We start from the raw sequence: 22,669 nt of genomic DNA on the forward strand, positions 1-22,669 counted from the left end.
GGGCCCGGTTCGTCCTGCCGGTGGAGGAACGCGGGCTACATCCTTCGGTGCAGCCGTGGGCCGCCGGCGTCCACATCGCGGACGGGGCAGATCGTTGCGTCCTTCATGTATCTATCCTGTGCGCATGCCCTCAGCCACCCGCGCCACCACGGCCGCCGACCGCGTCTACCGGCACGTCAAGCAGGGTGTGCTGGACCGCCGTTACGAAGGGGGGATCCTCCTCACCGAGGGCGAGCTCGCCGGGGCGGTCGGCGTCTCCCGCACCCCGGTCCGCGAGGCCCTGCTGAGGCTGGAGACCGAGGGCCTGCTGAGGCTGTACCCGAAGAAGGGCGCGCTGGTGCTGCCGGTCTCCGCGCAGGAGATCGCCGACGTGGTCGAGACCCGGCTGCTCGTCGAGGAGTTCACCGTACGCAGGGCCGTGCCGGCCCCGCCCGCCCTGCTGGAGCGGCTCGCGGAACTGCTGGAGGAGCTGCGCCGGTGCGCGGCCCGGGGCGACCTCGCCGCGATGACCACCGCCGACCGGTGCTTCCACGCCGAGATCGTCCGCAACGCCGGGAACGAGATCCTCAGCCGGCTCTACGACCAGCTCCGCGACCGGCAGCTGCGGATGGGCGCGGCCCTGCTGCACGCACACCCCGAGCGGGTGGAGCGCACGCTGGACGAGCACGCGGAGGTCCTGGACGCCCTGCGGGCCGGGGACGCGGAGGCCGCCGCCGCGGCGGTACGCCGCCACGTGGGCCGGGTCGGGGCGCTGGTGCGGGGCTTCGACGGCCGTGACGCCGGTGACGGCCGCGACGGCCGTGACGCCAGTGACGGTCGTGACGGCGGTGGGGAGCGATGACCGGCGATCCGCGCGGCGGCCGCACGGCCGTCGCCGTCTGGTGCATCGGCGTCGCCGTCTACTTCGTCGCCGTCATCTTCCGCACCAGCCTCGGCGTGGCCGGCCTGGAGGCGGCGGACCGCTTCCACGTCAACGCCTCCGCCCTCTCCACCTTCTCCCTGCTCCAGCTGCTGCTCTACGCGGGCATGCAGGTCCCCGTCGGCCTGATGGTGGACCGGCTCGGCACCAAGAAGGTGCTGACGCTGGGCGCCGTCCTCTTCACCGCCGGGCAGCTCGGCTTCGCCCTCTCCCCGTCGTACGGCATGGCGCTGGCCGCCCGCGCCCTGCTGGGCTGCGGTGACGCGATGACGTTCATATCCGTGCTGCGGCTCGGCACCCGCTGGTTCCCCGCCCGGCGCGCTCCGGTGATGGGGCAGCTGGCCGGGCTGGCGGGGATGGCCGGCAACCTGGTCTCCACCCTGGTGCTGGCGCCCGTCCTGCACGGCCTCGGCTGGGTGCCCGCCTTCGCGGGCAGCGCGGTGGCGGGGCTGATCGTCCTCGTCCCCCTCGTCCTGTTCCTGCGCGACCACCCCGAGGGGCACGGGCCCGCGCCCGTCAGCCCGGGCACGGGGGGCTTCGTACGCCGCCAGATCCGGGAATCCTGGCGGGAGCCCGGCACCCGCCTCGGCCTGTGGGTGCACTTCACCACCCAGTTCCCCGCGATGGTCTTCCTGCTGCTGTGGGGCATGCCGTTCCTGGTCGAGGCGCAGGGACTGCCGCGGACCACCGCGGGCGGGCTGCTGACCCTGGTCGTCGCCTCGAACATGGCCTTCGGCCTGGTCTACGGGCAGCTCATCGGACGCCGCCCGGCCGCGCGCCTCCCGCTGGCGCTGGGCACGGTCGGCGTCACGGCACTGCTGTGGGCGTCGGTCCTGGCGTACCCCGGCGACCGGGCGCCGATGTGGCTGCTGGTCACCCTGTGCGTGGTGCTCGGCACCTGCGGACCCGCCTCGATGATCGGCTTCGACTTCGCCCGGCCCGCGAACCCGGCCGAACGCCAGGGCACCGCGTCCGGGATCACCAACATGGGCGGCTTCCTCGCCTCCATGACCACCCTGCTGGCGGTCGGCATCCTGCTCGACGCCACCGGCCACGACTACCGGACCGCCTTCTCGTCGGTGTTCGTGGTGGAGCTGCTCGGCCTCACCCAGATCCTGCGCCTGTACCGGCGGGCCCTCGCCCGGGAACGCGAAGCCTCCGCCCCGGAACGCGACGCCCCGGAACGCGACGTCCCGGAACGCGACGCCCCCGGTCCCGCGGCGCCGCCGGCCGGGGAGAGCCGCCGGAAGTCCGTCCGGCCGACGCCCCGCTGACCCCGCGAGCGTGCGCCTCCGCCCGGCCGCGTACTCCCGGCCCTACCGGGTCCTACGGGGTCACGGCGAAGGACCGGAGGATGGCGGCGGCCAGCTCGGTGTCGCCCTCCACCTTGACCCGGTCGGCGACCGTGCGCGGCCGGACCCGGCCCGCGGCCAGCCGTACGTACGTCTCCCAGTCCATGGCCAGCGACACCGCCGGGCCCAGCGAGGGGGTCTGGTCGAGGGTGGCGCGGCCCGCCGCGTCGACCCGTACCGTCCGCAGGAACTCCACCGGCCCGTGCACGTCGATGACGACCGCCGAGTCCGGCGGCGCGCCCGCGCCCTTCGCGACCACCTTCGGCAGCCCCGCGAGCAGGATGTCCCGCGCCACGAACGCGCCCGGCGAATCCCAGTTCCCCGGCACGCCCAGCGCGGCCCGCAGGTCCTGCTCGTGGATCCAGGTGTCGAAGGCCCGCAGCCGCAGCGCGAACTCCAGCGTGATCTGGTTGCCCTGCGGCCCGCGCACCATCGTCGTGGCCGGATCCCGCTTCTCGTTCCGCAGCTGGCGCTGGCGCCGGATGACCGTGTACTCCAGCTCCGAGGTCATCTCCGGGGCGGTGTGGTGGCGGCGTACGTCGACCGGTACCTCCATGTACCGGGTGAACTCGTCCACCACGTGCCGCAGGTCGCGCGGCAGCGTGTGGATCGGCCGGGGATCGCCGAGCATTTCCAGCTCAAGGCCGATGATGTGGGACACGACGTCGCGCACGGACCATCCCGGGCAGGGCGTCGGAAGGTTCCACCGGGCCTCCGGGAGGGGGAGGACCAGCTCGGTTATCGCCTCGATGGAGTGGGTCCACGCGTCGGCATAGGGCTCAAGGCTGGGATGGACGGTCAACGGGACCCCTCGATGGCTGTTCAGTGGCGCGTTGTGGACTATTCCCAAAACTACGCTGCCGATGAGCACCCGGGCAGCGCTTTCGTGTGACGATCGTAGGCCTTGAGTTGACCGGCTGACATGCCAGGACGGTGGTAGCGTGCGCGCCTCGCTGATTCAAATCGCGGTGAACGAAGCGGAGTCGGTGGCTTCCCGGCGCCAGCGGGCCGCCGATCTCGTACGGGAGCAGAGCGGCTCCGATCTCGTGGTGCTGCCGGAACTGTGGACCGTGGGCGCCTTCGCCTACGAGCAGTTCGAGACGGAGGCAGAACCGCTGGACGGCCCGACGTACGAGGCCATGTCCAAGGCCGCGCGCGACGCCGGGGTCTGGCTGCACGCCGGGTCGGTCGTGGAGCGCGCCGGTGACGGCTCGCTCTACAACACCGCCCTCGTGCTGTCCCCGTCCGGTGAGCTCGCCGCCACCTACCGCAAGATCCACCGCTTCGGCTTCGACCAGGGCGAGGCGGTCCTGATGTGCGCCGGCGACACCCTGACCACGGTGACCCTGCCGGAGCAGACCCTCGGCCTCGCCACCTGCTACGACCTGCGCTTCCCGGAGCTGTTCCGCGGCCTCGTCGACGCCGGCGCCACCACGATGGTCGTCGCCGCCGGCTGGCCGGCCCGGCGGCGCGAGCACTGGACCCTGCTGAACCGGGCGCGGGCGGTGGAGGACCAGGCGTACGTACTGGCCTGCGCGACGGCCGGTACGCACGCGGGCGTGGAACAGGCCGGGCACAGCCTCGTCGTGGACCCCTGGGGCGAGGTGCTGGCCGAGGCGGGCCCGGGCGAGGCCGTCCTGACGGTGGACCTCGACCCGGCGAAGGTGGCCGCCACCCGGGAGCAGTTCCCCGCCCTGAAGGACCGCGCCCTGGGCCTCCACCCCCCGGTCCGCCCGTAACGCGGGGACGGTGGCGGACCTCGGGAACTCCCGGCTCAGCCGTCGGGGGTCCCTTCCCCGCCGCCCTCCTCCCGTTCCTTTTCGGCCATCCTGATCACGCACACGGCGAGCGCCACCAGCAGCGCCGCGTCCGCGTCCTCCCGTACCACGTCGACGGCGTACGTCTCGCGGATCCGGTACCACTGGCGGGAGACCAGCGCGAGCAGCTCGCCCTCGTACTCGACCTTGAACTCGCGGTCCAGGATCCGCCCGCTGACGTCGAGTTCCGTGCCCTCGGCCATGGTCACGCGGAAGTGGTTGCGCAGCAGCGACAGCCGCTTGCGCCGGATCACCGCGAGGCGCCGGCCGTCCCGCTCCAGGGTCATCGCGTCCCGCAGGGTGAAGAGCTTCTCCCGCAGGGTGAGCAGGATCCGCCCGTCGGGGTCCTTCAGCTCCAGGGTGTCGCGGAAGCGCAGCGCCTTCCCGTCGACCAGGAAGGCGTGCCGGCCCTCCTCGTCCTCGATCCAGTAGTCGTCCCCGATGGCCAGCAGTTTGTCCCGAACGAGGTATTTCATGTGCTGATCGCTGCCCGGGATAGCTTGACCCCATGCCCACCACGCGTCTTCTCTACGTGACCGACCTGGCCTACCCCGCGCGCGGCCGCCGCTACGGCGACGAGGACGTCTTCCTCACCGCCCGCCTGCGCGAACACTTCCACCTGGCCCTGTGCCACCCGCTGGACGCGGAGGCCCTGATGCCCGGCTTCGACGCCGTCGTCATCCGCAACAGCGGCCCGGTCCTGGGCTACCGGCAGGCCTACGACGCGTTCCGCGCGGCTGCGCTCGCCACCGGGACCCGCGTCTACAACCCGCTCACCGGGCGGGGCGACATGGCCGGCAAGCAGTACCTCCTCGACCTGACGGCCGCCGGGCTCCCGGTCATCCCGACCGTCGACGACCCCGCCCACCTGGACCGCCTGCCGAGCACCGGCACGTACGCGGTCAAGCCCAAGCAGGGCGCCGACTCCATCGGCCTCACCTTCACGGCCACCCCGTCCGGCCCGGCGGGGGAGATCCTCATCCAGCCGCGGATCGACTTCGCGTACGAGGTGTCCTTCTACTTCGTCGACGACGCCTTCCAGTACGCCCTCCACGCCCCGGACCCCGCCCGCCGCTGGGAGCTCACCCCCTACGAGCCGACCCGCGAGGACCTGGCCTTCGCCCGCCGCTTCATCGACTGGAACACCCTCGACCACGGCATCCAGCGCGTGGACGCCTGCCGCGCCCCGTCCGGTGAACTGCTGCTGGTCGAGCTGGAGGACCTGAACCCGTACCTCTCCCTGGACCTGCTCCCGCAGCACACCCGCGACTCCTTCGTGGAATCCCTGACCGCCTCGCTGCGCTCGTTCACCGCCATGGCCTGAGCGGCGGCCCTCACGGGGGAGGTCTGGAGCCGGCCGGTGTCGAGCCCGATCCCGAACGGCTCCGGCAGCCGTACCGGTGTCCCGAACGGGTGCGGACCGTCGACCAGGAGGCGGGATGGATCATCAGGCTCCCTGCGGTGATGCTGAAGTACATCCCGCGCCCGGACGAGAACGGAGAAGCCGGAAGTGCAGCAACCCGCGCGTAACGCACTGGCCCGCGCGCAGCACTCGGCCGTGCATCTTGAGTTGCGTGACAGCTACATGCTCGATGATTCGGAGTTCCTTGCCTGGCAGCAGGGCAAGCGGCTGGACCCGGCTGATCGGTCGTCGTGGTGGGGCGGCTGGCACGACGTGGTGAGCGCTGCCACGGCGCGCGGCGTGGTGGTCCGCCGGGTACGCATCGTGTCCGAGCCGATCAGTGACTACGTGCGCTACGAGTACGACTGCACCTTCACCAATCTCGCTGCGGGCGAGTTGGTCCGGTGGCTGCCCCGCCGGCAGACGACGGACTTGGCGTTGCCAGGCACGGACTTCTGGGTCTTCGACGGCAGCCAAGCCCTCTTCCACCACTTCACCGGAGAGGGTCAGTTGGACGAGGACGGGCGGGAGTACACCGACGATCCTGCGCGGGTCCATCTGTGTGCCACGGCGTTCGAGGCCGTCTGGCAACGAGCCATCCCGCACGAGGAGTACAAGCCGCGCTGACCGGTCACCATCATGGCTGTCTCTCCTTCTTCGAGTGCCCAGCATGCCCGGCAGGCTCTGGCGAACCGACTCACTGAGCTTTGCCGGGACTCCGGCCTGAACGGGCGCGATCTCGCCCGGCTCTGCGGATGGCACCCGTCCAAGTCATCCCGGATCATGAACGCCCGTACGCCTCCGACCGCCGACGACATCCGGGCTTGGTGCCGCGCGTGCGGGGCCGAAGGGCAGACGGACGACCTGATCGCCTCGCTGCGAACGGTCGAAGGCATGTGGGTCGGGTGGCGGCGCATGGAGCGCACTGGGCTCAAGCAGGCCTAGGAAGCCCGTCTCCCGCTCTTCGAGCGAACCCGCCGGTTCCGCGCCTACTCCTCGTGGTTCGTTCCGGGCCTGATCCAGACCTACGGCTACACGGAAGCCGTCTTGCGTGCCGTTCAGCGGAGGCGGGTCGAGGTCGATGACGTGGCCGATGCCGTCGCCGTGCGCATGGAGCGTCAGCGCGTCCTCTACGAAGGCGACCGCCGGTTCGCGTTCCTGGTCGAGGAGTCGGTCTTGCGTAACGGTCTCGGTGGGCCGGACGTGCAGGAGGAACAGCTCAGCCACCTGCTCACGGTCGGCTCCCTGCCCAGCGTCAGCCTGGGCGTGGTGCCCACTCGGGCCGATCGGCACCACATGCCGGTGGAAGGCTTCTGGATCTTCGACATGGCACAGGTCAACGTCGAGCTGGTCTCCGGCTACCTCACGCTGACCCAGCCGAGCGAGGTTGCCGCGTACGCGGACACATTCACCGAACTGGCCGAGATGGCCGTCCATGGGGCGAAGGCCCGCGCACTCATCACCAGCGCCATTCAGACCCTCGGGTGACGACCGTGCAACCTCATGCAATCTCATGGGAGTTGCAGCTCCCCCGTTCCTAGCGTGGTCGCTACACGGACGACACGAGGAGCGGGGCCGTGAAGACGATCACGTATGCGCAACCCCCGGTAGAGCTGCCGTTGCGAACAAACCCGGACCCCGCACCGGCGGCCGGCTGCGGGGTCTGCGCCGCCCTGGCCGTACAGCGCCGGGAAGCCCGACTCGCGGGCGACCACTCCACGGCCAGTGATTGCAACGTGGAGCTTCGGAACCACTCGCACCCCGGGGAAGCGGCATGACCGTGAGGGCCGTGCTCCGGTATGTCAGCTACGTCATGCACCGCCACCCCTCGGCGGAGACGACGACCACGGCGCGGTGCCTGAACCCGGACTGCCAGTGGACTGCCGCGCCGACCGGGAACGCGGACGTGTGCACGGACGTGTGTATCAAGCACACGGGCCGGACCGGTCACATGACCTTCGTGCGGGAGTTCTCGGAAGTCGCCGTGGTCGAGCGTGCCCAGTGAGGGCGTCAGTCACCGACCTGGTGTTCCACGCGGTGGCGGATGTATTCGTCCGGATGGGACCGGGCTATCGCCACGGCCGCGTCCACAAGGCCGTGCAGCTCCGGCGGATAGGCCGACTTCCGGAGCGGCAGGCCCGGCAGGATGCAGCGCCGGACGTCCAGGTGCTCGTTGCTCACGAACTCGCGTAGCGCGGTTTCGTACCACTCGGCCCCCACGGTTGGGGCGTCGTCGGGCTCCGCCGGACCGGTGGCTGCGGGGTGCTCCGCCCGTACGGTGGGCATACGCAGGGGTAGAGCCGACCAGTACCAGGCATTCGCCGCGCCCGCCCGCTCGAGGTCCGTGCCCGCCCGCAGGTATCCGAGCAGCGAGGCCTGGACCCGCTTGTGCCCGAACGCGTTCAGCGCCGGCTCGAGGAAGTGGCGGTTGAAGCTCGGGTCGGGGTCGTAGATGGCTGCCTTGATCAGCGTCTCGAAGGACTCCTCGGAAAGGATCAGGTCCCGGCGGCAGGCCTTGTACAGCGCCGTCCGAGCATGGTTCACCCAGGTTCGTGGATCGCCGGGCTGCGGCTCGTGAGCGACATCGAGCCCGAGGACCCGGACGACCTCCGCCACGCATCCGGCGAACACCTCTCTGCGCTCCTCCACGGGCCCCGGCAGCGCCATGAACCCCTGCACCGTCCGCGCCGTCTCACCGGCAGTCGTCTCGTCCTCGTCCGTGGCCAACCTTCGCTCCCCTGTCGTGGGTCCTGCCGTACGCGTGTGATCCGACGTTCATAGCAGGATGGCAAGCTTGAAGGATGAACGATGCTGCTCCGGCGCCCACCCCCGCGCCCGCACCCCGCAAGCGTGCCCGTGTCCGTGCCCCCGAGCTGACCGGCAAGGGCGGCTGGCTGAACACCGGAGGCAAAGAGCTCACCCTCGCCGACCTGCGCGGCCGCGTCGTGATCTTGGATTTTTGGACGTTCTGCTGCATCAACTGCCTCCACGTCCTCGACGAGCTGCGCGAGCTGGAGGAGAAGCACCGGGACACCGTGGTGATCATCGGGGTGCACTCGCCGAAGTTCGTCCACGAGGCCGATCACGCCGCCGTCGTCGACGCCGTCGAGCGGTACCAGGTCCACCACCCCGTGCTCGACGACCCCGAGCTCGCCACCTGGAAGCAGTACGCCGTGCGGGCCTGGCCCACGCTCGTGGTGATCGACCCCGAGGGGTACGTCGTCGCGCAGCACGCCGGTGAGGGGCACGCGCACGCCATCGCGCGGCTCGTCGAGGAGCTGGAGGCCGAGCACGAGGCGAAGGGGACCCTGCGGCGCGGGGACGGGCCGTACGTGGCGCCCGAGCCCGTCGCCACCGACCTGCGGTTCCCCGGCAAGGCGCTCGTGCTGCCCTCGGGGAACCTGCTGGTCTCCGACTCGACGCGGCACCAGCTCGTGGAGCTGGCCGCCGACGGGGAGAGCGTCGTACGCCGCATCGGCAGCGGCGAGCGCGGTTTCGGGCCGGACGCCTTCAGCGAGCCGCAGGGACTCGCGCTGCTGCCCGACGGGCGGGTCGTGGTCGCCGACACCGTCAACCACGCGCTGCGCGTCTTCGACCCCGGGACGGGGACCGTCGAGACCGTCGCCGGGACCGGACGGCAGTGGTGGCAGGGGTCCCCGGCCTCCGGGCCGGCGCTGGAGGTGGACCTGTCCTCGCCGTGGGACGTCGCCTGGTGGCAGGGCAGGGTCTGGATCGCCATGGCCGGCGTGCACCAGCTGTGGACCTGGGACCCGGAGACGGGGACCGTCGCGGTCGCCGCCGGGACCACGAACGAGGGGCTCGTCGACGGGCCGGCCGCCGAGGCCTGGTTCGCGCAGCCGTCCGGGCTCGCGGCCGCCGGGGACCGGCTGTGGATCGCCGACTCCGAGACCAGCGCCCTGCGGTACGTGGAGCGCGAGGGGGACGGGTACGCGGTGCGGTCCGCCGTCGGCACCGGTCTGTTCGACTTCGGGCACCGGGACGGGGACGCCGGGCAGGCGCTGCTCCAGCACCCGCTCGGGGTGACCGCCCTGCCGGACGGTTCGGTCGCGGTGTGCGACACGTACAACCACGCCCTGCGCCGCTACGACCCCGCGACCGGGCAGGTCTCCACCCTCGCCACCGACCTGCGCGAGCCCAGCGACGCCGTCCTGGTGGGCGAGGACATCGTGGTGGTGGAGTCCGCCCGGCACCGGCTGACGCGGCTGCGGCTCCCGGAGGAGGCCGTACGGGTCGACGCCGTCGCGCACCGCACGCAGCGCGCCGCGACCGAGGTGGCGCCCGGCACGCTCCGCCTCGACGTGGTGTTCCAGGCCCCGGCCGGCCAGAAGCTGGACACCCGCTACGGGCCGTCCACCCGGCTGCTGGTGTCCTCGACGCCGCCGGAGCTGCTGGCGGAGGGCGAGGGCGCCGGTACGGACCTGTTCCGGGACCTGGTGCTGGACCCCGCCGTCACCGAAGGGGTGCTGCACGTGTCGGCGATGGCCGCGTCCTGCGACGACGACCCGGAGAACGAGTACCCGGCCTGCCACGTCCACCAGCAGGACTGGGGCGTCCCGGTCGTCGTCACGGCCGCCGGCGCCGCCCGCCTGCCGCTGGTGCTGGCGGGCATGGACGCCTGACGGCGCGTCGTCCGGCGGCCCGTCGGCCCGGCCCGCGGGGCGCTTCCCGGGGGGCTCAGCCCTCCAGGAAGGCCAGCAGGGCGTTGGCGAGGAGGAACGGGTCGTCGGAGCCGCACAGTTCGCGGGCCGAGTGCATCGACAGGATCGCGACGCCGATGTCCACGGTCTGGATCCCGTGGCGGGCGGCGGTGATCGGGCCGATCGTGGTGCCGCACGGCATGGAGTTGTTGGAGACGAACGTCTGCCACGGCACCCCGGCCCGCTCGCAGGCGGCGGCGAACACCGCGCGGCCGCTGCCGTCGGTGGCGTAGCGCTGGTTGACGTTGACCTTCAGGATGGGGCCGCCGTTGGCGCGCGGGTGGTGCGAAGGGTCGTGCCGCTCCCCGTAGTTGGGGTGGACGGCGTGCCCGGTGTCCGAGGAGAGGCAGATGGTGCCGGCGAAGGCGCGGGCCTTGTCCTCGTACGATCCGCCGCGCGCGAAGACTGAACGTTCCAGCACGTTGCCCAGCAGGGGGCCGTCGGCGCCGGTGTCCGACTGGGAGCCGTTCTCCTCGTGGTCGAAGGCGGCCAGGACCGGGATGTGGTCCAGGCCCTCGGAGGCGGAGACGGCGGCGAGCGCCGCGACGCCGGCGTGCACCGACAGCAGGTTGTCCATGCGCGGCCCGGCCAGCAGTTCGCGGTCGCGGCCCAGGTAGGCGGGCGGCTCGATCGAGTGGACCATCAGGTCCCAGCCGGCCACGGAGCCCTGGGGCAGCTCCTCTTCCTCCTCCAGGAAGGAGATCAGGTCGCCCTCGCGGGCCTCGCCCAGACCCCAGACCGGCTGCATGTGCCGCTGCTTGTCGAGCTTGAGTCCGTCCGTGTTGACCGACCGGTCGAGGTGCACGGCGAGCTGCGGGACGCGCAGCAGCGCGCGGTCCACGTTCACCAGCCGCTCGGTGCCGTCGCGCAGGGTCAGCCGCCCGGCGAGGCCGAGGTCGCGGTCCAGCCAGGTGTTGAGCAGGGTGCCGCCGTAGATCTCCACCGCGATCTGGCGCCAGCCCTGCGAGCCGGTGTCCGGTACGGGCTTCACCCGCAGGTTGGGGGAGTCGGTGTGCGCGCCGATGATCCGGAAGGGGGTGTGCGCGGCCGCGCCCTCGGGCACGTACCAGGCGATGAGCGCGCCGCCGCGCAGGACGAACCGGCCTCCCGTGCCCGAGTCCCAGGCGTCCGATTCCGACAACTGCCTGAAGCCCGCCTTTTCCAGCCGCTCCGCCGCGTTCGCCACGGCGTGGTACGGCGACGGACTGGCCGTCAGGAAGGTCATCAGATCGTCGGTGTGGCCGCGGTCGAAGCGGGCGGGAGAGCTCATGTGGTTCACCTTAACGACGGTCGTGTTCGTCATGGCCGGGCAGCGGCGGATGGCCGAAAGGACGAGGACCGCGGGGGGATTGTCCCGTGGTCCCGTCGTTCTCAGCCCGGCGGACGTTCGAATCTGCGCTGCAGTTGTCTACGCTCGCCCCGGCGGATGCGCGGAAGCATCTCGGGGGTCTGCGGCGGGCGCTGCGCGCGTCTTTTGCGTCCGGCGCAGAAGATACAGGCCTCGCCGGGAGGGGCATCGGGGTCGATGGGTGCGCCGGGGTGTTCGGAGCATCCGGAGGCGTTGCGCGGCCGGGACAGTTCGCGGGCCACGATGAAGGCCCGGTGGAGGTCGTCGGCGATGCGTACGAAGTCCTGGTCGGGGGAGCCGAGCGTGAGGTGGAAGCGCTGCTCGTCGATCACGCGCAGGTAGTGGCGCAGGACGTCGAGGGTGTACGGGGGCTCGGGGACCGGGTACCCGAGGCGCCGCTGTTCGCCGGCGGGGGCGGGGCCGGCGGCCCGGCCGCCCTGGAGGCGCCGGCCGAGGCGGCGGCGGTCGTTGCAGATGAGGCAGCGGCCCCAGCCCTCGGGCGCCTCGGGGTCGAGGGCGCCGTTGGGGTGCTCGGGGCAGCCGGTGTAGCTCTTGGCGGGGGCCAGGCCGGCGGCCGTCTGGAAGGCGACGTAGAGGGCGTCGGCCACGGGGTCGTACTCGGCGGGGTGGGCGCCGTCGTAGAGGTCCTTGATCCTGTCGCCGAGCGCGCCCACGTTCGCCTGCAGCTCCTTGAGGGCGTACGGCCGCCCGGTGGGGACGGAATACCCCCTGCTGCTGTGCTGCTCCTGTGGACTCATGTCTACGAGCGTCCCATGAACCACCGACAACGCCGAAACGGTCCGACGGCAGTGGCCGGACCCTCCGCGGGGAGGGTCCGGCCACTGTGCGTACGTACACCGCGTACGGCTGTGTCCGGCGGGGCGGTGTGCCTTAGAAGGCGGCCTCGTCGAGCTCCATGAGGGAGTTGTCGACGGCCTCGGCCAGCGCGCGCTGGACCGAGACGCCGGGCAGGACCTGGCCGGCGAAGAACTTCGCGGCGGCGATCTTGCCGGTGTAGAAGGGGACGTCCTTGGCGGAGGCGTCCTCCAGCTTCTCGGCGGCCACGGCCGCGCCCTTGAGCAGCAGGTATCCGACGACGACGTCACCGGAGGCCATCAGCAGGCGGGTGGTGTTCTGGCCGACCTTGTAGATGTTCTTGACGTCCTCGCCGGTGGCGGTGAGGTCGACGATCATCTGGCCGACGATGGCCTCGAGGTCGACGGCGGCCTTGGCGAGGGCGTCGCGGGCGGGGGCGAGGTCCTCGCCGCCGGGGCCCTCGGCGAGGAACTTCTTGATCGTCTCGGAGAGGATGTTCAGCGAGGCGCCCTGGTCGCGGACGATCTTCCGGAAGAAGAAGTCCTGGCCCTGGATGGCCGTGGTGCCCTCGTAGAGGGTGTCGATCTTCGCGTCGCGGATGTACTGCTCGATCGGGTACTCCTGCAGGTAGCCGGAGCCGCCGAAGGTCTGCAGGGACTGGGCGAGCTGCTCGTAGGACTTCTCCGAGCCGTAGCCCTTGACGATCGGCAGGAGCAGGTCGTTCAGGCCGATCTCGGCGGAGGCGTCCTCGCCGGCGGCCTGCTTGACGGCGATCTCGTCCTGGACGGAGGCCGTGTAGAGCACCAGGGCGCGCATGCCCTCGGCGTAGGCCTTCTGCGTCATGAGCGAGCGGCGCACGTCGGGGTGGTGCGTGATGGTGACCTTGGGCGCGGTCTTGTCCATGAAGTTCGCGAGGTCCGGGCCCTGCACGCGCTCCTTGGCGTACTCCAGGGCGTTCAGGTAGCCCGTCGAGAGCGTCGCGATGGCCTTCGTGCCGACCATCATGCGGGCGAACTCGATGATCATGAACATCTGGCGGATGCCGTCGTGCTTGTCGCCGATCAGCCAGCCCTTGGCGGGGTGCTGGTCGCCGAAGGTCATCTCGCACGTGTTGGAGGCCTTGAGGCCCATCTTGTGCTCGACGTTGGTGGCGTAGACGCCGTTGCGCTCGCCCAGCTCGCCGGTCTCCCAGTCGAAGTGGAACTTCGGGACGAGGAAGAGCGACAGGCCCTTGGTGCCGGGGCCGTGGCCCTCGGGGCGGGCGAGGACGTAGTGGAGGATGTTCTCCTCCATGTCGTGCTCACCGGACGTGATGAAGCGCTTCACGCCCTCGATGTGCCAGGAGCCGTCGGCCTGCTGGATCGCCTTGGTGCGGCCGGCGCCGACGTCCGAGCCGGCGTCCGGCTCGGTGAGGACCATGGTGGAGCCCCAGCGCTTCTCGACGGCGATCTGCGCGATGCGCTTCTGGGCCTCGTTGCCCTCCTCGTGGAGGACGCCCGCGAAGGCCGGGCCGGAGGAGTACATCCACACGGCCGGGTTGGAGCCGAGGAGCAGTTCCGCGTACGCCCAGATGAGGGAGCGGGGCGAGGTGGTGCCGCCGATCTCCTCGGGCAGGCCCAGGCGCCAGTACTCCGAGTCCATGAAGGCTTCGTAGCTCTTCTTGAAGGAGGCCGGCACGGGGGCGGTGTTGGTGGCCGGGTCGAAGACCGGCGGGTTGCGGTCGGCGTCCGCGAAGGACTCCGCGAGCTCGTTCTCCGCGAGGCGGGCGATCTCGGACAGGATGCTCTTGGCGGTCTCGGTGTCCATCTCCTCGAACGGACCGGTGCCGTACTGCTTGTCGCGTCCGAGCACCTCGAAGAGGTTGAACTCGATGTCGCGGAGATTCGACTTGTAGTGCCCCATGGCGACGGCTCCGTTAAGGCTCGGGGAGACAGGTTCCTCGTACATACCAATCGGTAACGTAATGATGCTACCCGTGAGTAATAAGGCGCAACCCCTACGGCGTGGAGTGTGACGGCTCTCTCGGCAGCTCGCACCACACGGTCTTGCCGTCGCGCCCCCGGCTCACCCCCCACCGCAGCGACACGGAGGCCAGCAGGGCCAGCCCGCGTCCGGACTCCTCCGTGTCGCAGGCCTGCCGCGGCAGGGGCCGGGTGCGCGGATCGGGGTCGGTGAGCTCGACCCGCGTACGGGTTGCCCTTCCGCTCCCGCTGATCCGCAGGGTGACCGGGGTGCCCTCGCCGAGGTGGGCGATCACGTTGGCCAGCAGCTCGCTGACGCAGAGCTCCGCGTCGGGGCTGGCGTCGGCCCCGAGGTGCTCGCGCACGGCGTGCCGGAGCATGCCGGCGGCCTTGGGGACGGCGAGCAGCCGGATGGTCAGGTCGCTCACCGCTCGTCCAGGGCGGCCGTCAGGAGCCGCGCGGTGGCGACGTTGCAGTTGCCGAGGGTGATGAGGGGTGGGGTGCGGTGGCTACTGGCGTAGGAGGGGAGGTGGAGGTCGAGGGAGGGGAGGGTGATCCCGTGCGCGGCGAGGGCGGCACGGAGGTGGTTGAGGGCGTCGAAGGCTTCGCGGTCGTGGGCGTGGTTGGTCATGGGGGCCTTCCTGTTCCGGCCTGTGCGGACTGTGATGAACCGCTCACAGCCTGGCGTGGGTCGGCGTACCGTTGGAAGGGTTTCGGTTCCACGGTGTGAGGTGTGGAAAGGGCGGTCCCTGTGGCGGCACGGAAGGAACTCGACGGCTCGGCGAGCGTCCCGTCGTTCTACGGCAATGAGCTGCGTTGGAGGAGGGAGGCGGCCGGGCTCACCCTCCAACAGGCCGTCGCGGGAAGCTTCTACGGGGTTAGCTACCTGAGCGAGATCGAGCGCGGCCATCGGCGTATGCCACTGGACCTGGCGCAGCACGTCGATCGGTTGCTGAAGACGGACGGGTTCTTCGCACGGCGCTGTGAGGACGTGCGTAAGGCCCGGGCGGATCTGCACGCTCCGTACTTCGCGGACGCCGTCGAAATGGAGGCGCATGCGCGGGACATCGAGGAATGGAGCCCCATGCTCATCCCGGGCCCCCTGCAACTGGAGCCCTACATCCGGGAGGTGATCCACGCGTTCAGCCCCATGGACGACGAGCTGACCGTGCGGAGCAAGGTCGCCGCGCGTAGGGCTCGGTCCTGGGCCATCGAGGAGCCCGAAGGGCCGGTGTCATGGGTCGTCTTCCACGAGTCGATCCTCCGGCACCCGGTCATCGGGGACGAGGTGATGGCGGAGCAGCTGGACCACGTTGCGGCCGTGGCGCGCCGCCGTCGCTACGTTCCACAGATCCTTCCGTGTAACGCGGGCATGCACCCGTTCCCGATGGGATCGACGTTCCTGATGAGCTTCAGTGATGCCCCGCCGGTCATGTACACGGAGGGTCCGTACAGCGGCCAGATCATCGACGATCCGGGCGTCGTGACGCAGTACCAGCAGGCCTACAACCGCCTTCGGGCGGCAGCCCTGCCGCCCAAGGTTTCGCTCAGGATGATTGAGGAAGCAGCGGAGGAGTACGGAAATGGCACGCATGCACGTCGACGTGAGCGCAGCCGTCTGGCGGAAGAGCAGCTACAGCACGGCACCTGAGGGGCTTTGCGTCGAAGTGGCCGACGAGCTCGCCGGGGTCGTCCCCGTGCGAGATTCCAAGGTCCAGGGCGGGCCCGTCCTGCTGGTCGCGGCTGGCGCGTGGGTGCCGTTCGTGCGGGCCCTGCGGGCCGGGCCCCTCGCGGGCTGAGCCGTGGGCCGGTGGGCGGCGGCCCCGCCCCGGGCCCGGGAGTGGCCCGTACCCGCCCGTGCCGCGCCGCAGGCTCGGTAGGCTTCGCCTCATGTACGGCTACGACCAGAACCCGGGCGCCCAGCAGCAGGGCTACGCGCAGCCCCAGGCCCCGCAGGGATACGGGCAGGCGCCGCCGCTGTACCCCGAGCCGTCCCCGCCCTCCCTCGCCGACGCGGTCCGGGCCTTCACCACCGGGCAGCTCGCCGCCGAGGACTTCCAGCAGATCTTCGCGACCTCCAAGGTCTACTGCCCGCGCGGCGAGACCCCCGGGTTCCTGGCGCTGCACAACACGCAGCACCCGGTCATCCCGATGTTCACCACGCTCAAGGAGCTCCGCCGGTACGCCGGCAAGGAGTCCAAGTACTTCGTGATCACCGGCGCCGAGGTGATCGACCTGCTGCCGACCGGGTACGGCTTCGTCCTCGACATGGAGGGCGACCACCGGATGGTGTTCGACGCGAAGGCCGTCGAGCAGATGGTCGACTTCGCCATGCGCCGCATGTACGGCTGAGAAGTCCCGCGGGCCTCGGCCCGTCTCACCGCCCCCGGGCCGCCGCCGCGCGCCGCCGCCACAGGATGATGCCCGCGGCCGCCGCCGCCAGGGCGGCCAGGCCGTACGCGTACAGCAGGGCCGGGTCCGGGCGGTGCGCCAGCGAGAGGCGGATGCCGGCGAACACCGGCAGGGCGACCAGGCTCCAGCGGCCGTCGTAGTCGATCCCCGAGGTCCCCCACTGCAGGAGCAGGGAGGCCGTGAAGGTCAGCGCCGCCCACGCGATCAGGTAGGGCCAGGGCGAGCCCGGCAGGGGTTCCATCGGCAGTCCGGTGGCCGCCCAGCGGTGGGCGGCGTACCCGGCGGCCGTCATCGCCGCCGTCATGGCCGTGGCCCGGGTGAGGGCGCGCAGCCACGCGGGCGGGTTCCATCGCCGCCCGGGGGTGGCCTCGGTGTCGGGGGTGCTGGTGTCCATGCCCTGTCAGACCGCGCCACGGACCCCTGTGGTTGTCAGGTACGGGCAAAAATCCTCGGTTCGCGGGACATGCGGCCCGAAGTGATCGCAACGGGAATGCGCGGGCCGGCTGCGCCGTTCCCCCTGGCGTGGCAGAAAGTTCGAGTTTCAACTAAACTCGAAGCAGAAGGAGGTCCTGACCATGCCCGCAGTGACTGTTGAGAACCCGTTGACCCTTCCGCGCGTGGCCGAGCCGCAGACGGCCGCCGCCCGCAAGGTGCTCGCCGTGACCACGGCTCCGGGGGGATTCGAGGGCGAGGGCTTCCCGGTGCGCCGCGCCTTCGCGGGGATCAACTACCAGTACCTCGACCCGTTCATCATGATGGACCAGATGGGCGAGGTGGAGTACGCGCCCGGCGAGCCCAAGGGCACCCCGTGGCACCCGCACCGCGGCTTCGAGACCGTCACCTACCTGCTCGACGGGACCTTCGTCCACCAGGACAGCAACGGCGGCGGCGGAGTCATCAACGACGGCGACACCCAGTGGATGACCGCCGGGTCGGGCCTCCTGCACATCGAGGCCCCGCCGGAGCACCTCGTCGTCAGCGGCGGGCTCTTCCACGGCCTCCAGCTGTGGGTGAACCTCCCTGCCTCCGACAAGATGATGCCCCCGCGCTACCAGGACATCGGCGGCGGCAAGGTCAAGCTGCTGACCACCCCCGACGGCGGCGCGCTGCTCCGCGTCATCGCCGGTGAGCTGGGCGGCCACGAGGGCCCCGGCATCACCCACACGCCGATCACGATGGTCCACGCGACCGTCACGCCGGGCGCGCAGCTCACCCTGCCGTGGCGCGAGGACTTCAACGCCCTCGCGTACGTCATGGCCGGGCGCGGATCGGTGGGCACCGACCGCAGGCCCGTCCACACCGGGCAGACGGCCGTCTTCGGCGAGGGCGGCTCCCTCACCGTGCGGGCGGACGAGTCCCAGGACTCCCGCACCCCGGACCTGGAGATCGTCCTGCTCGGCGGCCGGCCGATCCGGGAGCCGATGGCGCACTACGGGCCGTTCGTCATGAACACCCGGCACGAACTCCAGCAGGCCTTCGACGACTTCCAGGCGGGCCGGCTGGGCCGGATCCCCACCACCGCCCGGACCGGCCTGGGCCACCGCGGGGCGGGCGCGGCCGACCCGGAGGAGACGGCCTGAGGCCTCCGGCCTCCGGGGAACGGCGGGGCCGGGCCTACCCGGCCGCCGCGGCGTCGTCCCCGGCCGGGGAGCCGTCGGCCGGCTTGGAGCGCTCGTACAGCTCGAACCAGATCGACTTGCCGGCGCCCCTGGGGTCGACGCCCCAGGTGTCGGCCAGCATCTCCATCAGCAGCACCCCGCGCCCGCTGGAGGCCATCTCCCCGGGGTGCCGCTTGTGCGGCAGTTCGTCGCTGCCGTCGGCGACCTCCACGCGCAGCCGGCGGGTGCCCAGCTCGCCGGCCGCCTCCGCGACCAGCAGCGCGTCGCCGTCGGTGTGCACCAGCACGTTCGTCACCATCTCCGAGACCATCAGCTCGGCCGAGTCCACCTGCTCCGGGTCCGCCCAGTCGTGCAGCAGCTCCCGGATCTGCCGGCGGGCGCCCGCGATCCGCTCCGGCTCCGCCTGCGCCACGGTCAGCACCGTGCGCCGGGCGGGCCGTACCGGGTGCGGCACGTCCGTCCCGCAGCCGCGGCCCGCGCCCTCGCGGCAGAGCAGCACCACGGCTATGTCGTCCTCGCGGCGGTCGGCCAGCGGTCCCGTGGTGTGGTGCGAGGACGGCCCGTGCACGGCCTGGACCAGCAGGTCGGCGAGGCGCTCCAGGTGGCCGGCGGTGAGTCCGGCGCCACCGGACGCGCCGGCCCCGTACGTCTCCGCGTCGGCCTCCAGGACCGCCCGCAGCCGCGCCCAGCCGGTGTCGAGGTCGTGGCCGCCGGTCTCGATGAGCCCGTCGGTGCACAGCATCATCGTTTCGCCGGGCTCCAGGGTGAACCGGGTCGTCGGATAGTCGGTGTCGGGGACGATCCCGAGCGGCAGTCCGCCGGCCGTCGGCCGCATCAGGACGGTGCCGTCCGTCATCCGGACCACCGGATCGGGGTGCCCGGCCCGGGCCACCTCCAGCGTGCCGGTCTCCGGGTCACACTCCGCGTACAGGCAGGTCGCGAAGCGGGGGCTGAGGCAGTCGGGCTCGCCGCCCGGGCCGCGTCCACCGGCCTCCGCCTCCCCCTCCTGCTCCTGCGAGGAGCAGAGCCCGGCCAGGAAGCGGGAGGCCCGGGAGAGCACCGCGTCCGGCCGGTGGCCCTCGGACGCGTAGGCCCGTACGGCGATCCGGAGCTGGCCCATCAGCCCGGCGGCCCGTACGTCGTGCCCCTGGACGTCGCCGATGACCAGCGCGAACCGGCCCGAGGGCAGCGGGATCATGTCGTACCAGTCGCCGCCGACCTGGAGCCCGCCGCCGGTGGGCACGTAGCGCGCGGCGAGCGTCATACCGGGGATCTCCGGCCCGAGCTGCGGCATCATCGACCGCTGCAGCCCGGTGGTGAGCTCCCGCTCGGACTCGGCGACGCCGGCCCGCTGGAGGGCCTGGGCCAGCATCCGGGCGACCGTCGTCAGCACGGACCGTTCGTCGGGGGAGAAGGTCACCGGCTGCTTGAAGGCGGCCATCCAGGCGCCCATGGTCCGCCCGGCCACGATCAGGGGCAGGAAGGCCCAGGAGCTCCGGCCGAAGGGCCGGGCCAGCGGCCAGGTGACCGGGAAGCGCCGCTCGTAGTCCTCCGGTGTGGGCAGGTAGATCGCCCGGCCGGTACGGACGACCTCCGCGGCCGGGTAGCCGGTCGCCAGGCCCATGTCGGTGAAGGGGGCCTCGTCGCCGGGGTCGTGCCCGTGGTGGCCGATGACCGACAGCCGGTCGCCCTCCACCCCGAAGACGGCCAGCCCGTCGGGGCTGAAGCCCGGCATGGACAGCGAGGCCGCCACCCGCAGCACCTCGGCCGTGGACCGCGCCTCGGCGAGCGCCCGGCCCGCGTCGAGGAGGAAGGCCTCCCGGGAGCGCCGCCAGTCGCCGGTGATCGGGGTGTGGGCGGCGGTGGTGCCGGGCTGCGGCTCGGCGATCTCCTGGATGGTGCCGATCAGCTCGTAGTCGAGGCGGCCGTCGGGCGTACGGTTCTCCACGGGTTTGGAGCGGCTGCGCACGGTGCGCAGCACGCGCCCGTCCTCGTCCATGATCCGCAGCCGTGCCTCGGCGAGGGTGCCCTCGGCGACGGCGAGGTTCACGATGCCGTTGATCTCGTTCCAGTCGACCGGGTGGAAGCGCGAGCGCGCGGCGGCCTCGGGCAGGACGACGGGCTCGGCGGGCAGCCCGAGCAGCCGGGCGGCCTCGCTGTCGAGGGTGACCGTCCCGGAGGCGTTGTCCCATCGCCACAGGCCCGTCGCGATGGCGGCCAGGACGTCCTCGGTGCGCACCCGGTCATCTTTACAGGTCATCGGACGGGGCTGCCTGTTCAGGACCCTCTCCGGACCCTCTCCGGGCACGCCCGCGCGGTGCCCGGCCCGGGCGGTAACCTTGGGAGGGTTGAATCCACCCTGGTATCGCGTAGAACTGGATGACTGATGCATCGGTACAGGTCCCACACGTGCGGCGAGCTCCGTGCCTCTGACGTCGGCACCGACGTCCGGCTGAGCGGCTGGCTGCACAATCGTCGAGACCTGGGCGGCATCCTCTTCATCGATCTGCGCGACCACTACGGCATCACGCAGCTCGTCGCCCGCCCCGGCACCGCCGCCGCCGACGTCCTGGACAAGCTGTCCAAGGAGACGGTCGTCCGCGTCGACGGCAAGGTCGTCTCCCGCGGCACCGAGAACGTCAACCCCGACCTGCCGACGGGTGAGATCGAGATCGAGGCCTCCGAGGTCGAGGTGCTCGGCGCGGCCGGCCCGCTGCCCTTCACGATCAACACCGACGACGGTGTGAACGAGGAGCGCCGTCTGGAGTACCGCTTCCTCGACCTGCGCCGCGAGCGCATGCACCGCAACATCATGCTGCGCTCGGCGGTCATCGCGTCCATCCGCTCGAAGATGGTGGCCCTCGGCTTCAACGAGATGGCGACCCCGATCCTCACCGCGACCTCGCCCGAGGGCGCCCGTGACTTCGTCGTCCCGTCCCGCCTGAACCCGGGCAAGTTCTACGCCCTGCCGCAGGCCCCGCAGCAGTTCAAGCAGCTGCTGATGATCTCCGGCTTCGACCGCTACTTCCAGATCGCGCCCTGCTTCCGCGACGAGGACGCCCGCGCGGACCGCTCGCCGGGCGAGTTCTACCAGCTCGACGTGGAGATGTCCTTCGTCGAGCAGGAGGACGTCTTCCAGCCGATCGAGAAGCTGATGACCGAGCTCTTCACCGAGTTCGGCGGCGGCCGCCCGGTCACCTCGCCGTTCCCGCGGATCCCGTTCCGCGAGTCGATGCTGAAGTACGGCAACGACAAGCCCGACCTGCGTGCCAAGCTGGAGCTCGTCGACATCACCGACGTGTTCGAGGGCTCGGAGTTCAAGGCGTTCGCCGGCAAGCACGTGCGTGCGCTGGCCGTCCCGGACACCGCGGGCCAGCCGCGCAAGTTCTTCGACGGTCTCGGCGAGTACGCGATCTCGCTGGGCGCCAAGGGCCTGGCGTGGGTCCGCGTGGGCGAGGACGGTTCGCTGACCGGCCCGATCGCCAAGTTCCTCACCGAGGAGAACGTCAAGGTCCTCGGCGAGCGTCTGGGCCTGGCGCCCGGGCACGCGGTGTTCTTCGGCGCGGGCGAGTTCGACGAGGTCTCCAAGATCATGGGCCCGGTCCGGGTCGAGGCCGCCAAGCGCGCCGGCCAGTTCGAGGAGAACGTCTTCCGCTTCTGCTGGATCGTCGACTTCCCGATGTACGAGAAGGACGAGGAGACCGGCAAGATCGACTTCTCGCACAACCCCTTCTCCATGCCCCAGGGCGGCATGAAGGACCTGGAGGAGAAGGACCCGCTCGACATCCTGGCCTGGCAGTACGACATCGTCTGCAACGGCATCGAGCTGTCCTCCGGCGCCATCCGCAACCACGAGCCCGAGGTCATGCTGAAGGCCTTCGAGATCGCCGGTTACGAGGCCGAGACCGTCGAGCGCGAGTTCGCGGGCATGCTGCGCGCCTTCCGCCTCGGCGCCCCGCCGCACGGTGGCATCGCCCCGGGCGTCGACCGCATCGTGATGCTGCTGGCCGACGAGCCGAACATCCGCGAGACCATCGCCTTCCCGCTCAACGGCAACGCCCAGGACCTGATGATGGGCGCGCCGACGGTGCTGGAGGAGTCCCGCCTGCGCGAGCTGAACATCGCCCTGCGCAAGCCGGTCGAGACGAAGGCGGCCGACGCCAAGCCGGTCGCGGAGGCCGTCCACCCGGACGCCGCGCGCTAGGCGGACCTGTCGCAGCCGCTCCTGTAGCGGGAAGGGCCCGGGATCCGAGGATCCCGGGCCCTTCGTTCTGCCTTCGTCCGCTGCCTTCGTTCTGGCCGCCG

22 protein-coding genes and 1 pseudogene are annotated in these 22,669 nt (G+C 71.4%); 13 read left to right on the plus strand and 10 right to left on the minus strand.

Translation table 11 applies throughout. From position 1 onward, the window contains the following. Positions 1 to 124: 124 nt before the first annotated feature. Together ACFY7H_RS04635 and ACFY7H_RS04640 are read left to right on the plus strand one after the other, a co-directional pair. On the plus strand, positions 125 to 841 hold the full coding sequence (locus tag ACFY7H_RS04635; RefSeq protein ID WP_388933007.1) for a GntR family transcriptional regulator: 717 nt from the start codon (positions 125 to 127) through the stop codon (positions 839 to 841). Continuing rightward, positions 838 to 2,193, plus strand: a complete 1,356-nt coding sequence (locus ACFY7H_RS04640) for a nitrate/nitrite transporter (RefSeq protein ID WP_388933010.1) — start codon at positions 838 to 840, stop codon at positions 2,191 to 2,193. Before ACFY7H_RS04635 ends, ACFY7H_RS04640 begins: the two co-directional genes overlap by 4 nt. Positions 2,194 to 2,245: 52 nt before the next feature. On the opposite strand, the gene ACFY7H_RS04645 is transcribed toward ACFY7H_RS04640, so the two are convergent. Further along, the gene (locus ACFY7H_RS04645; RefSeq protein WP_388933013.1) at positions 2,246 to 3,073 is read right to left on the minus strand and encodes a maleylpyruvate isomerase family mycothiol-dependent enzyme; all 828 of its coding nucleotides are present in this window, start codon (positions 3,071 to 3,073) and stop codon (positions 2,246 to 2,248) included. Between the two features lie 139 nt (positions 3,074 to 3,212). Here ACFY7H_RS04645 and ACFY7H_RS04650 point away from each other — a divergent pair, with 139 nt between their 5' ends. Continuing rightward, complete coding sequence (locus ACFY7H_RS04650) at positions 3,213 to 4,010, plus strand: carbon-nitrogen family hydrolase (RefSeq protein ID WP_388933016.1); 798 nt, start codon at positions 3,213 to 3,215, stop codon at positions 4,008 to 4,010. A 35-nt stretch (positions 4,011 to 4,045) separates the two neighbouring features. Here ACFY7H_RS04650 and ACFY7H_RS04655 read toward each other — a convergent pair whose 3' ends face one another. Next, positions 4,046 to 4,564: an LURP-one-related/scramblase family protein gene (locus ACFY7H_RS04655; RefSeq protein WP_388933019.1), complete on the minus strand. Its 519-nt coding sequence runs from the start codon at positions 4,562 to 4,564 to the stop codon at positions 4,046 to 4,048. Positions 4,565 to 4,596: 32 nt separating this feature from the next. Here ACFY7H_RS04655 and ACFY7H_RS04660 point away from each other — a divergent pair, with 32 nt between their 5' ends. The 4 genes and pseudogenes from ACFY7H_RS04660 (at position 4,597) to ACFY7H_RS04675 (ending at position 7,495) form a co-directional block, all read left to right on the plus strand. Next, entirely contained in the window at positions 4,597 to 5,412 is an 816-nt protein-coding gene (locus tag ACFY7H_RS04660; protein WP_388933021.1) for a hypothetical protein, read from the plus strand. 186 nt (positions 5,413 to 5,598) lie between these two features. Beyond that, entirely contained in the window at positions 5,599 to 6,117 is a 519-nt protein-coding gene (locus ACFY7H_RS04665) for a DUF6879 family protein (RefSeq protein WP_388933023.1), read from the plus strand. 12 nt (positions 6,118 to 6,129) lie between these two features. After that, positions 6,130 to 6,978, plus strand: a pseudogene (locus tag ACFY7H_RS04670) (helix-turn-helix domain-containing protein). Positions 6,979 to 7,264: 286 nt separating this feature from the next. Next, positions 7,265 to 7,495 (plus strand): hypothetical protein, encoded by a 231-nt coding sequence (locus tag ACFY7H_RS04675; protein ID WP_388933025.1) that lies wholly within the window; start codon positions 7,265 to 7,267, stop codon positions 7,493 to 7,495. A 5-nt stretch (positions 7,496 to 7,500) separates the two neighbouring features. On the opposite strand, the gene ACFY7H_RS04680 is transcribed toward ACFY7H_RS04675, so the two are convergent. Continuing rightward, entirely contained in the window at positions 7,501 to 8,217 is a 717-nt protein-coding gene (locus tag ACFY7H_RS04680; RefSeq protein ID WP_388933028.1) for a hypothetical protein, read from the minus strand. 74 nt (positions 8,218 to 8,291) lie between these two features. On the opposite strand from ACFY7H_RS04680, the gene ACFY7H_RS04685 reads away from it, so the two are divergent. After that, positions 8,292 to 10,130: an NHL domain-containing thioredoxin family protein gene (locus tag ACFY7H_RS04685; protein ID WP_388933031.1), complete on the plus strand. Its 1,839-nt coding sequence runs from the start codon at positions 8,292 to 8,294 to the stop codon at positions 10,128 to 10,130. 55 nt (positions 10,131 to 10,185) lie between these two features. Here the strand turns inward: ACFY7H_RS04685 and ACFY7H_RS04690 are convergent, their stop codons facing one another. The 5 genes from ACFY7H_RS04690 to ACFY7H_RS04710 form a co-directional block, all read right to left on the minus strand. Beyond that, positions 10,186 to 11,478: a M18 family aminopeptidase gene (locus ACFY7H_RS04690; RefSeq protein WP_388933034.1), complete on the minus strand. Its 1,293-nt coding sequence runs from the start codon at positions 11,476 to 11,478 to the stop codon at positions 10,186 to 10,188. A gap of 101 nt (positions 11,479 to 11,579) precedes the next feature. Then, complete coding sequence (locus ACFY7H_RS04695; RefSeq protein WP_388933037.1) at positions 11,580 to 12,314, minus strand: hypothetical protein; 735 nt, start codon at positions 12,312 to 12,314, stop codon at positions 11,580 to 11,582. A gap of 133 nt (positions 12,315 to 12,447) precedes the next feature. Next, positions 12,448 to 14,274: an acyl-CoA dehydrogenase gene (locus ACFY7H_RS04700; protein WP_388933711.1), complete on the minus strand. Its 1,827-nt coding sequence runs from the start codon at positions 14,272 to 14,274 to the stop codon at positions 12,448 to 12,450. A 94-nt stretch (positions 14,275 to 14,368) separates the two neighbouring features. Then, a complete protein-coding gene (locus ACFY7H_RS04705; protein WP_388933039.1) occupies positions 14,369 to 14,761 on the minus strand; it encodes an ATP-binding protein in 393 nt (130 codons plus the stop codon). Continuing rightward, positions 14,758 to 14,964 carry a hypothetical protein gene (locus tag ACFY7H_RS04710; RefSeq protein WP_388933042.1) on the minus strand — a complete coding sequence of 69 codons (207 nt, stop codon included), beginning with the start codon at positions 14,962 to 14,964 and terminating at the stop codon, positions 14,758 to 14,760. The genes ACFY7H_RS04705 and ACFY7H_RS04710 overlap by 4 nt, the downstream gene beginning before the upstream one ends. Positions 14,965 to 15,066: 102 nt before the next feature. Between ACFY7H_RS04710 and ACFY7H_RS04715 the strand changes: the two genes are divergently transcribed. The 3 genes from ACFY7H_RS04715 to ACFY7H_RS04725 all read left to right on the plus strand — a co-directional run bounded on the left by ACFY7H_RS04715 (position 15,067) and on the right by ACFY7H_RS04725 (position 16,685). Then, positions 15,067 to 15,984: a helix-turn-helix transcriptional regulator gene (locus tag ACFY7H_RS04715; protein ID WP_388933044.1), complete on the plus strand. Its 918-nt coding sequence runs from the start codon at positions 15,067 to 15,069 to the stop codon at positions 15,982 to 15,984. Between the two features lie 16 nt (positions 15,985 to 16,000). Then, positions 16,001 to 16,132 (plus strand): DUF397 domain-containing protein, encoded by a 132-nt coding sequence (locus tag ACFY7H_RS04720; RefSeq protein WP_388933047.1) that lies wholly within the window; start codon positions 16,001 to 16,003, stop codon positions 16,130 to 16,132. Between the two features lie 91 nt (positions 16,133 to 16,223). After that, on the plus strand, positions 16,224 to 16,685 hold the full coding sequence (locus tag ACFY7H_RS04725) for an SseB family protein (RefSeq protein WP_388933050.1): 462 nt from the start codon (positions 16,224 to 16,226) through the stop codon (positions 16,683 to 16,685). 25 nt (positions 16,686 to 16,710) lie between these two features. On the opposite strand, the gene ACFY7H_RS04730 is transcribed toward ACFY7H_RS04725, so the two are convergent. Then, complete coding sequence (locus tag ACFY7H_RS04730; RefSeq protein WP_388933053.1) at positions 16,711 to 17,139, minus strand: hypothetical protein; 429 nt, start codon at positions 17,137 to 17,139, stop codon at positions 16,711 to 16,713. Positions 17,140 to 17,320: 181 nt separating this feature from the next. Here ACFY7H_RS04730 and ACFY7H_RS04735 point away from each other — a divergent pair, with 181 nt between their 5' ends. Next, positions 17,321 to 18,325 carry a pirin family protein gene (locus ACFY7H_RS04735; protein WP_388933056.1) on the plus strand — a complete coding sequence of 335 codons (1,005 nt, stop codon included), beginning with the start codon at positions 17,321 to 17,323 and terminating at the stop codon, positions 18,323 to 18,325. Between the two features lie 34 nt (positions 18,326 to 18,359). On the opposite strand, the gene ACFY7H_RS04740 is transcribed toward ACFY7H_RS04735, so the two are convergent. Continuing rightward, entirely contained in the window at positions 18,360 to 20,603 is a 2,244-nt protein-coding gene (locus ACFY7H_RS04740; RefSeq protein WP_388933714.1) for a SpoIIE family protein phosphatase, read from the minus strand. Positions 20,604 to 20,750: 147 nt separating this feature from the next. Here ACFY7H_RS04740 and aspS point away from each other — a divergent pair, with 147 nt between their 5' ends. Beyond that, positions 20,751 to 22,568 (plus strand): aspartate--tRNA ligase, encoded by a 1,818-nt coding sequence (gene aspS, locus ACFY7H_RS04745; RefSeq protein WP_388933058.1) that lies wholly within the window; start codon positions 20,751 to 20,753, stop codon positions 22,566 to 22,568. Positions 22,569 to 22,669 lie beyond the last annotated feature (101 nt).

The organism is Streptomyces sp. NPDC012794 (genome assembly GCF_042901085.1).
Lineage (GTDB): Bacteria > Actinomycetota > Actinomycetes > Streptomycetales > Streptomycetaceae > Streptomyces.

What these genes read in the sequence shown, in the direction of transcription:
- ACFY7H_RS04635 (WP_388933007.1), top strand. Translation starts at nt 125, where the DNA reads ATGCCCTCAGCCACCCGCGCCACCACGGCCGCCGACCGCGTCTACCGG.
- ACFY7H_RS04640 (WP_388933010.1), top strand. Translation starts at nt 838, where the DNA reads ATGACCGGCGATCCGCGCGGCGGCCGCACGGCCGTCGCCGTCTGGTGC.
- ACFY7H_RS04655 (WP_388933019.1), bottom strand. Translation starts at nt 4,564, where the DNA reads ATGAAATACCTCGTTCGGGACAAACTGCTGGCCATCGGGGACGACTAC.
- ACFY7H_RS04660 (WP_388933021.1), top strand. Translation starts at nt 4,597, where the DNA reads ATGCCCACCACGCGTCTTCTCTACGTGACCGACCTGGCCTACCCCGCG.
- ACFY7H_RS04675 (WP_388933025.1), top strand. Translation starts at nt 7,265, where the DNA reads ATGACCGTGAGGGCCGTGCTCCGGTATGTCAGCTACGTCATGCACCGC.
- ACFY7H_RS04685 (WP_388933031.1), top strand. Translation starts at nt 8,292, where the DNA reads ATGAACGATGCTGCTCCGGCGCCCACCCCCGCGCCCGCACCCCGCAAG.
- ACFY7H_RS04690 (WP_388933034.1), bottom strand. Translation starts at nt 11,478, where the DNA reads ATGAGCTCTCCCGCCCGCTTCGACCGCGGCCACACCGACGATCTGATG.
- ACFY7H_RS04695 (WP_388933037.1), bottom strand. Translation starts at nt 12,314, where the DNA reads ATGAGTCCACAGGAGCAGCACAGCAGCAGGGGGTATTCCGTCCCCACC.
- ACFY7H_RS04700 (WP_388933711.1), bottom strand. Translation starts at nt 14,274, where the DNA reads ATGGGGCACTACAAGTCGAATCTCCGCGACATCGAGTTCAACCTCTTC.
- ACFY7H_RS04710 (WP_388933042.1), bottom strand. Translation starts at nt 14,964, where the DNA reads ATGACCAACCACGCCCACGACCGCGAAGCCTTCGACGCCCTCAACCAC.
- ACFY7H_RS04725 (WP_388933050.1), top strand. Translation starts at nt 16,224, where the DNA reads ATGTACGGCTACGACCAGAACCCGGGCGCCCAGCAGCAGGGCTACGCG.
- ACFY7H_RS04730 (WP_388933053.1), bottom strand. Translation starts at nt 17,139, where the DNA reads ATGGACACCAGCACCCCCGACACCGAGGCCACCCCCGGGCGGCGATGG.
- ACFY7H_RS04735 (WP_388933056.1), top strand. Translation starts at nt 17,321, where the DNA reads ATGCCCGCAGTGACTGTTGAGAACCCGTTGACCCTTCCGCGCGTGGCC.
- aspS (WP_388933058.1), top strand. Translation starts at nt 20,751, where the DNA reads ATGCATCGGTACAGGTCCCACACGTGCGGCGAGCTCCGTGCCTCTGAC.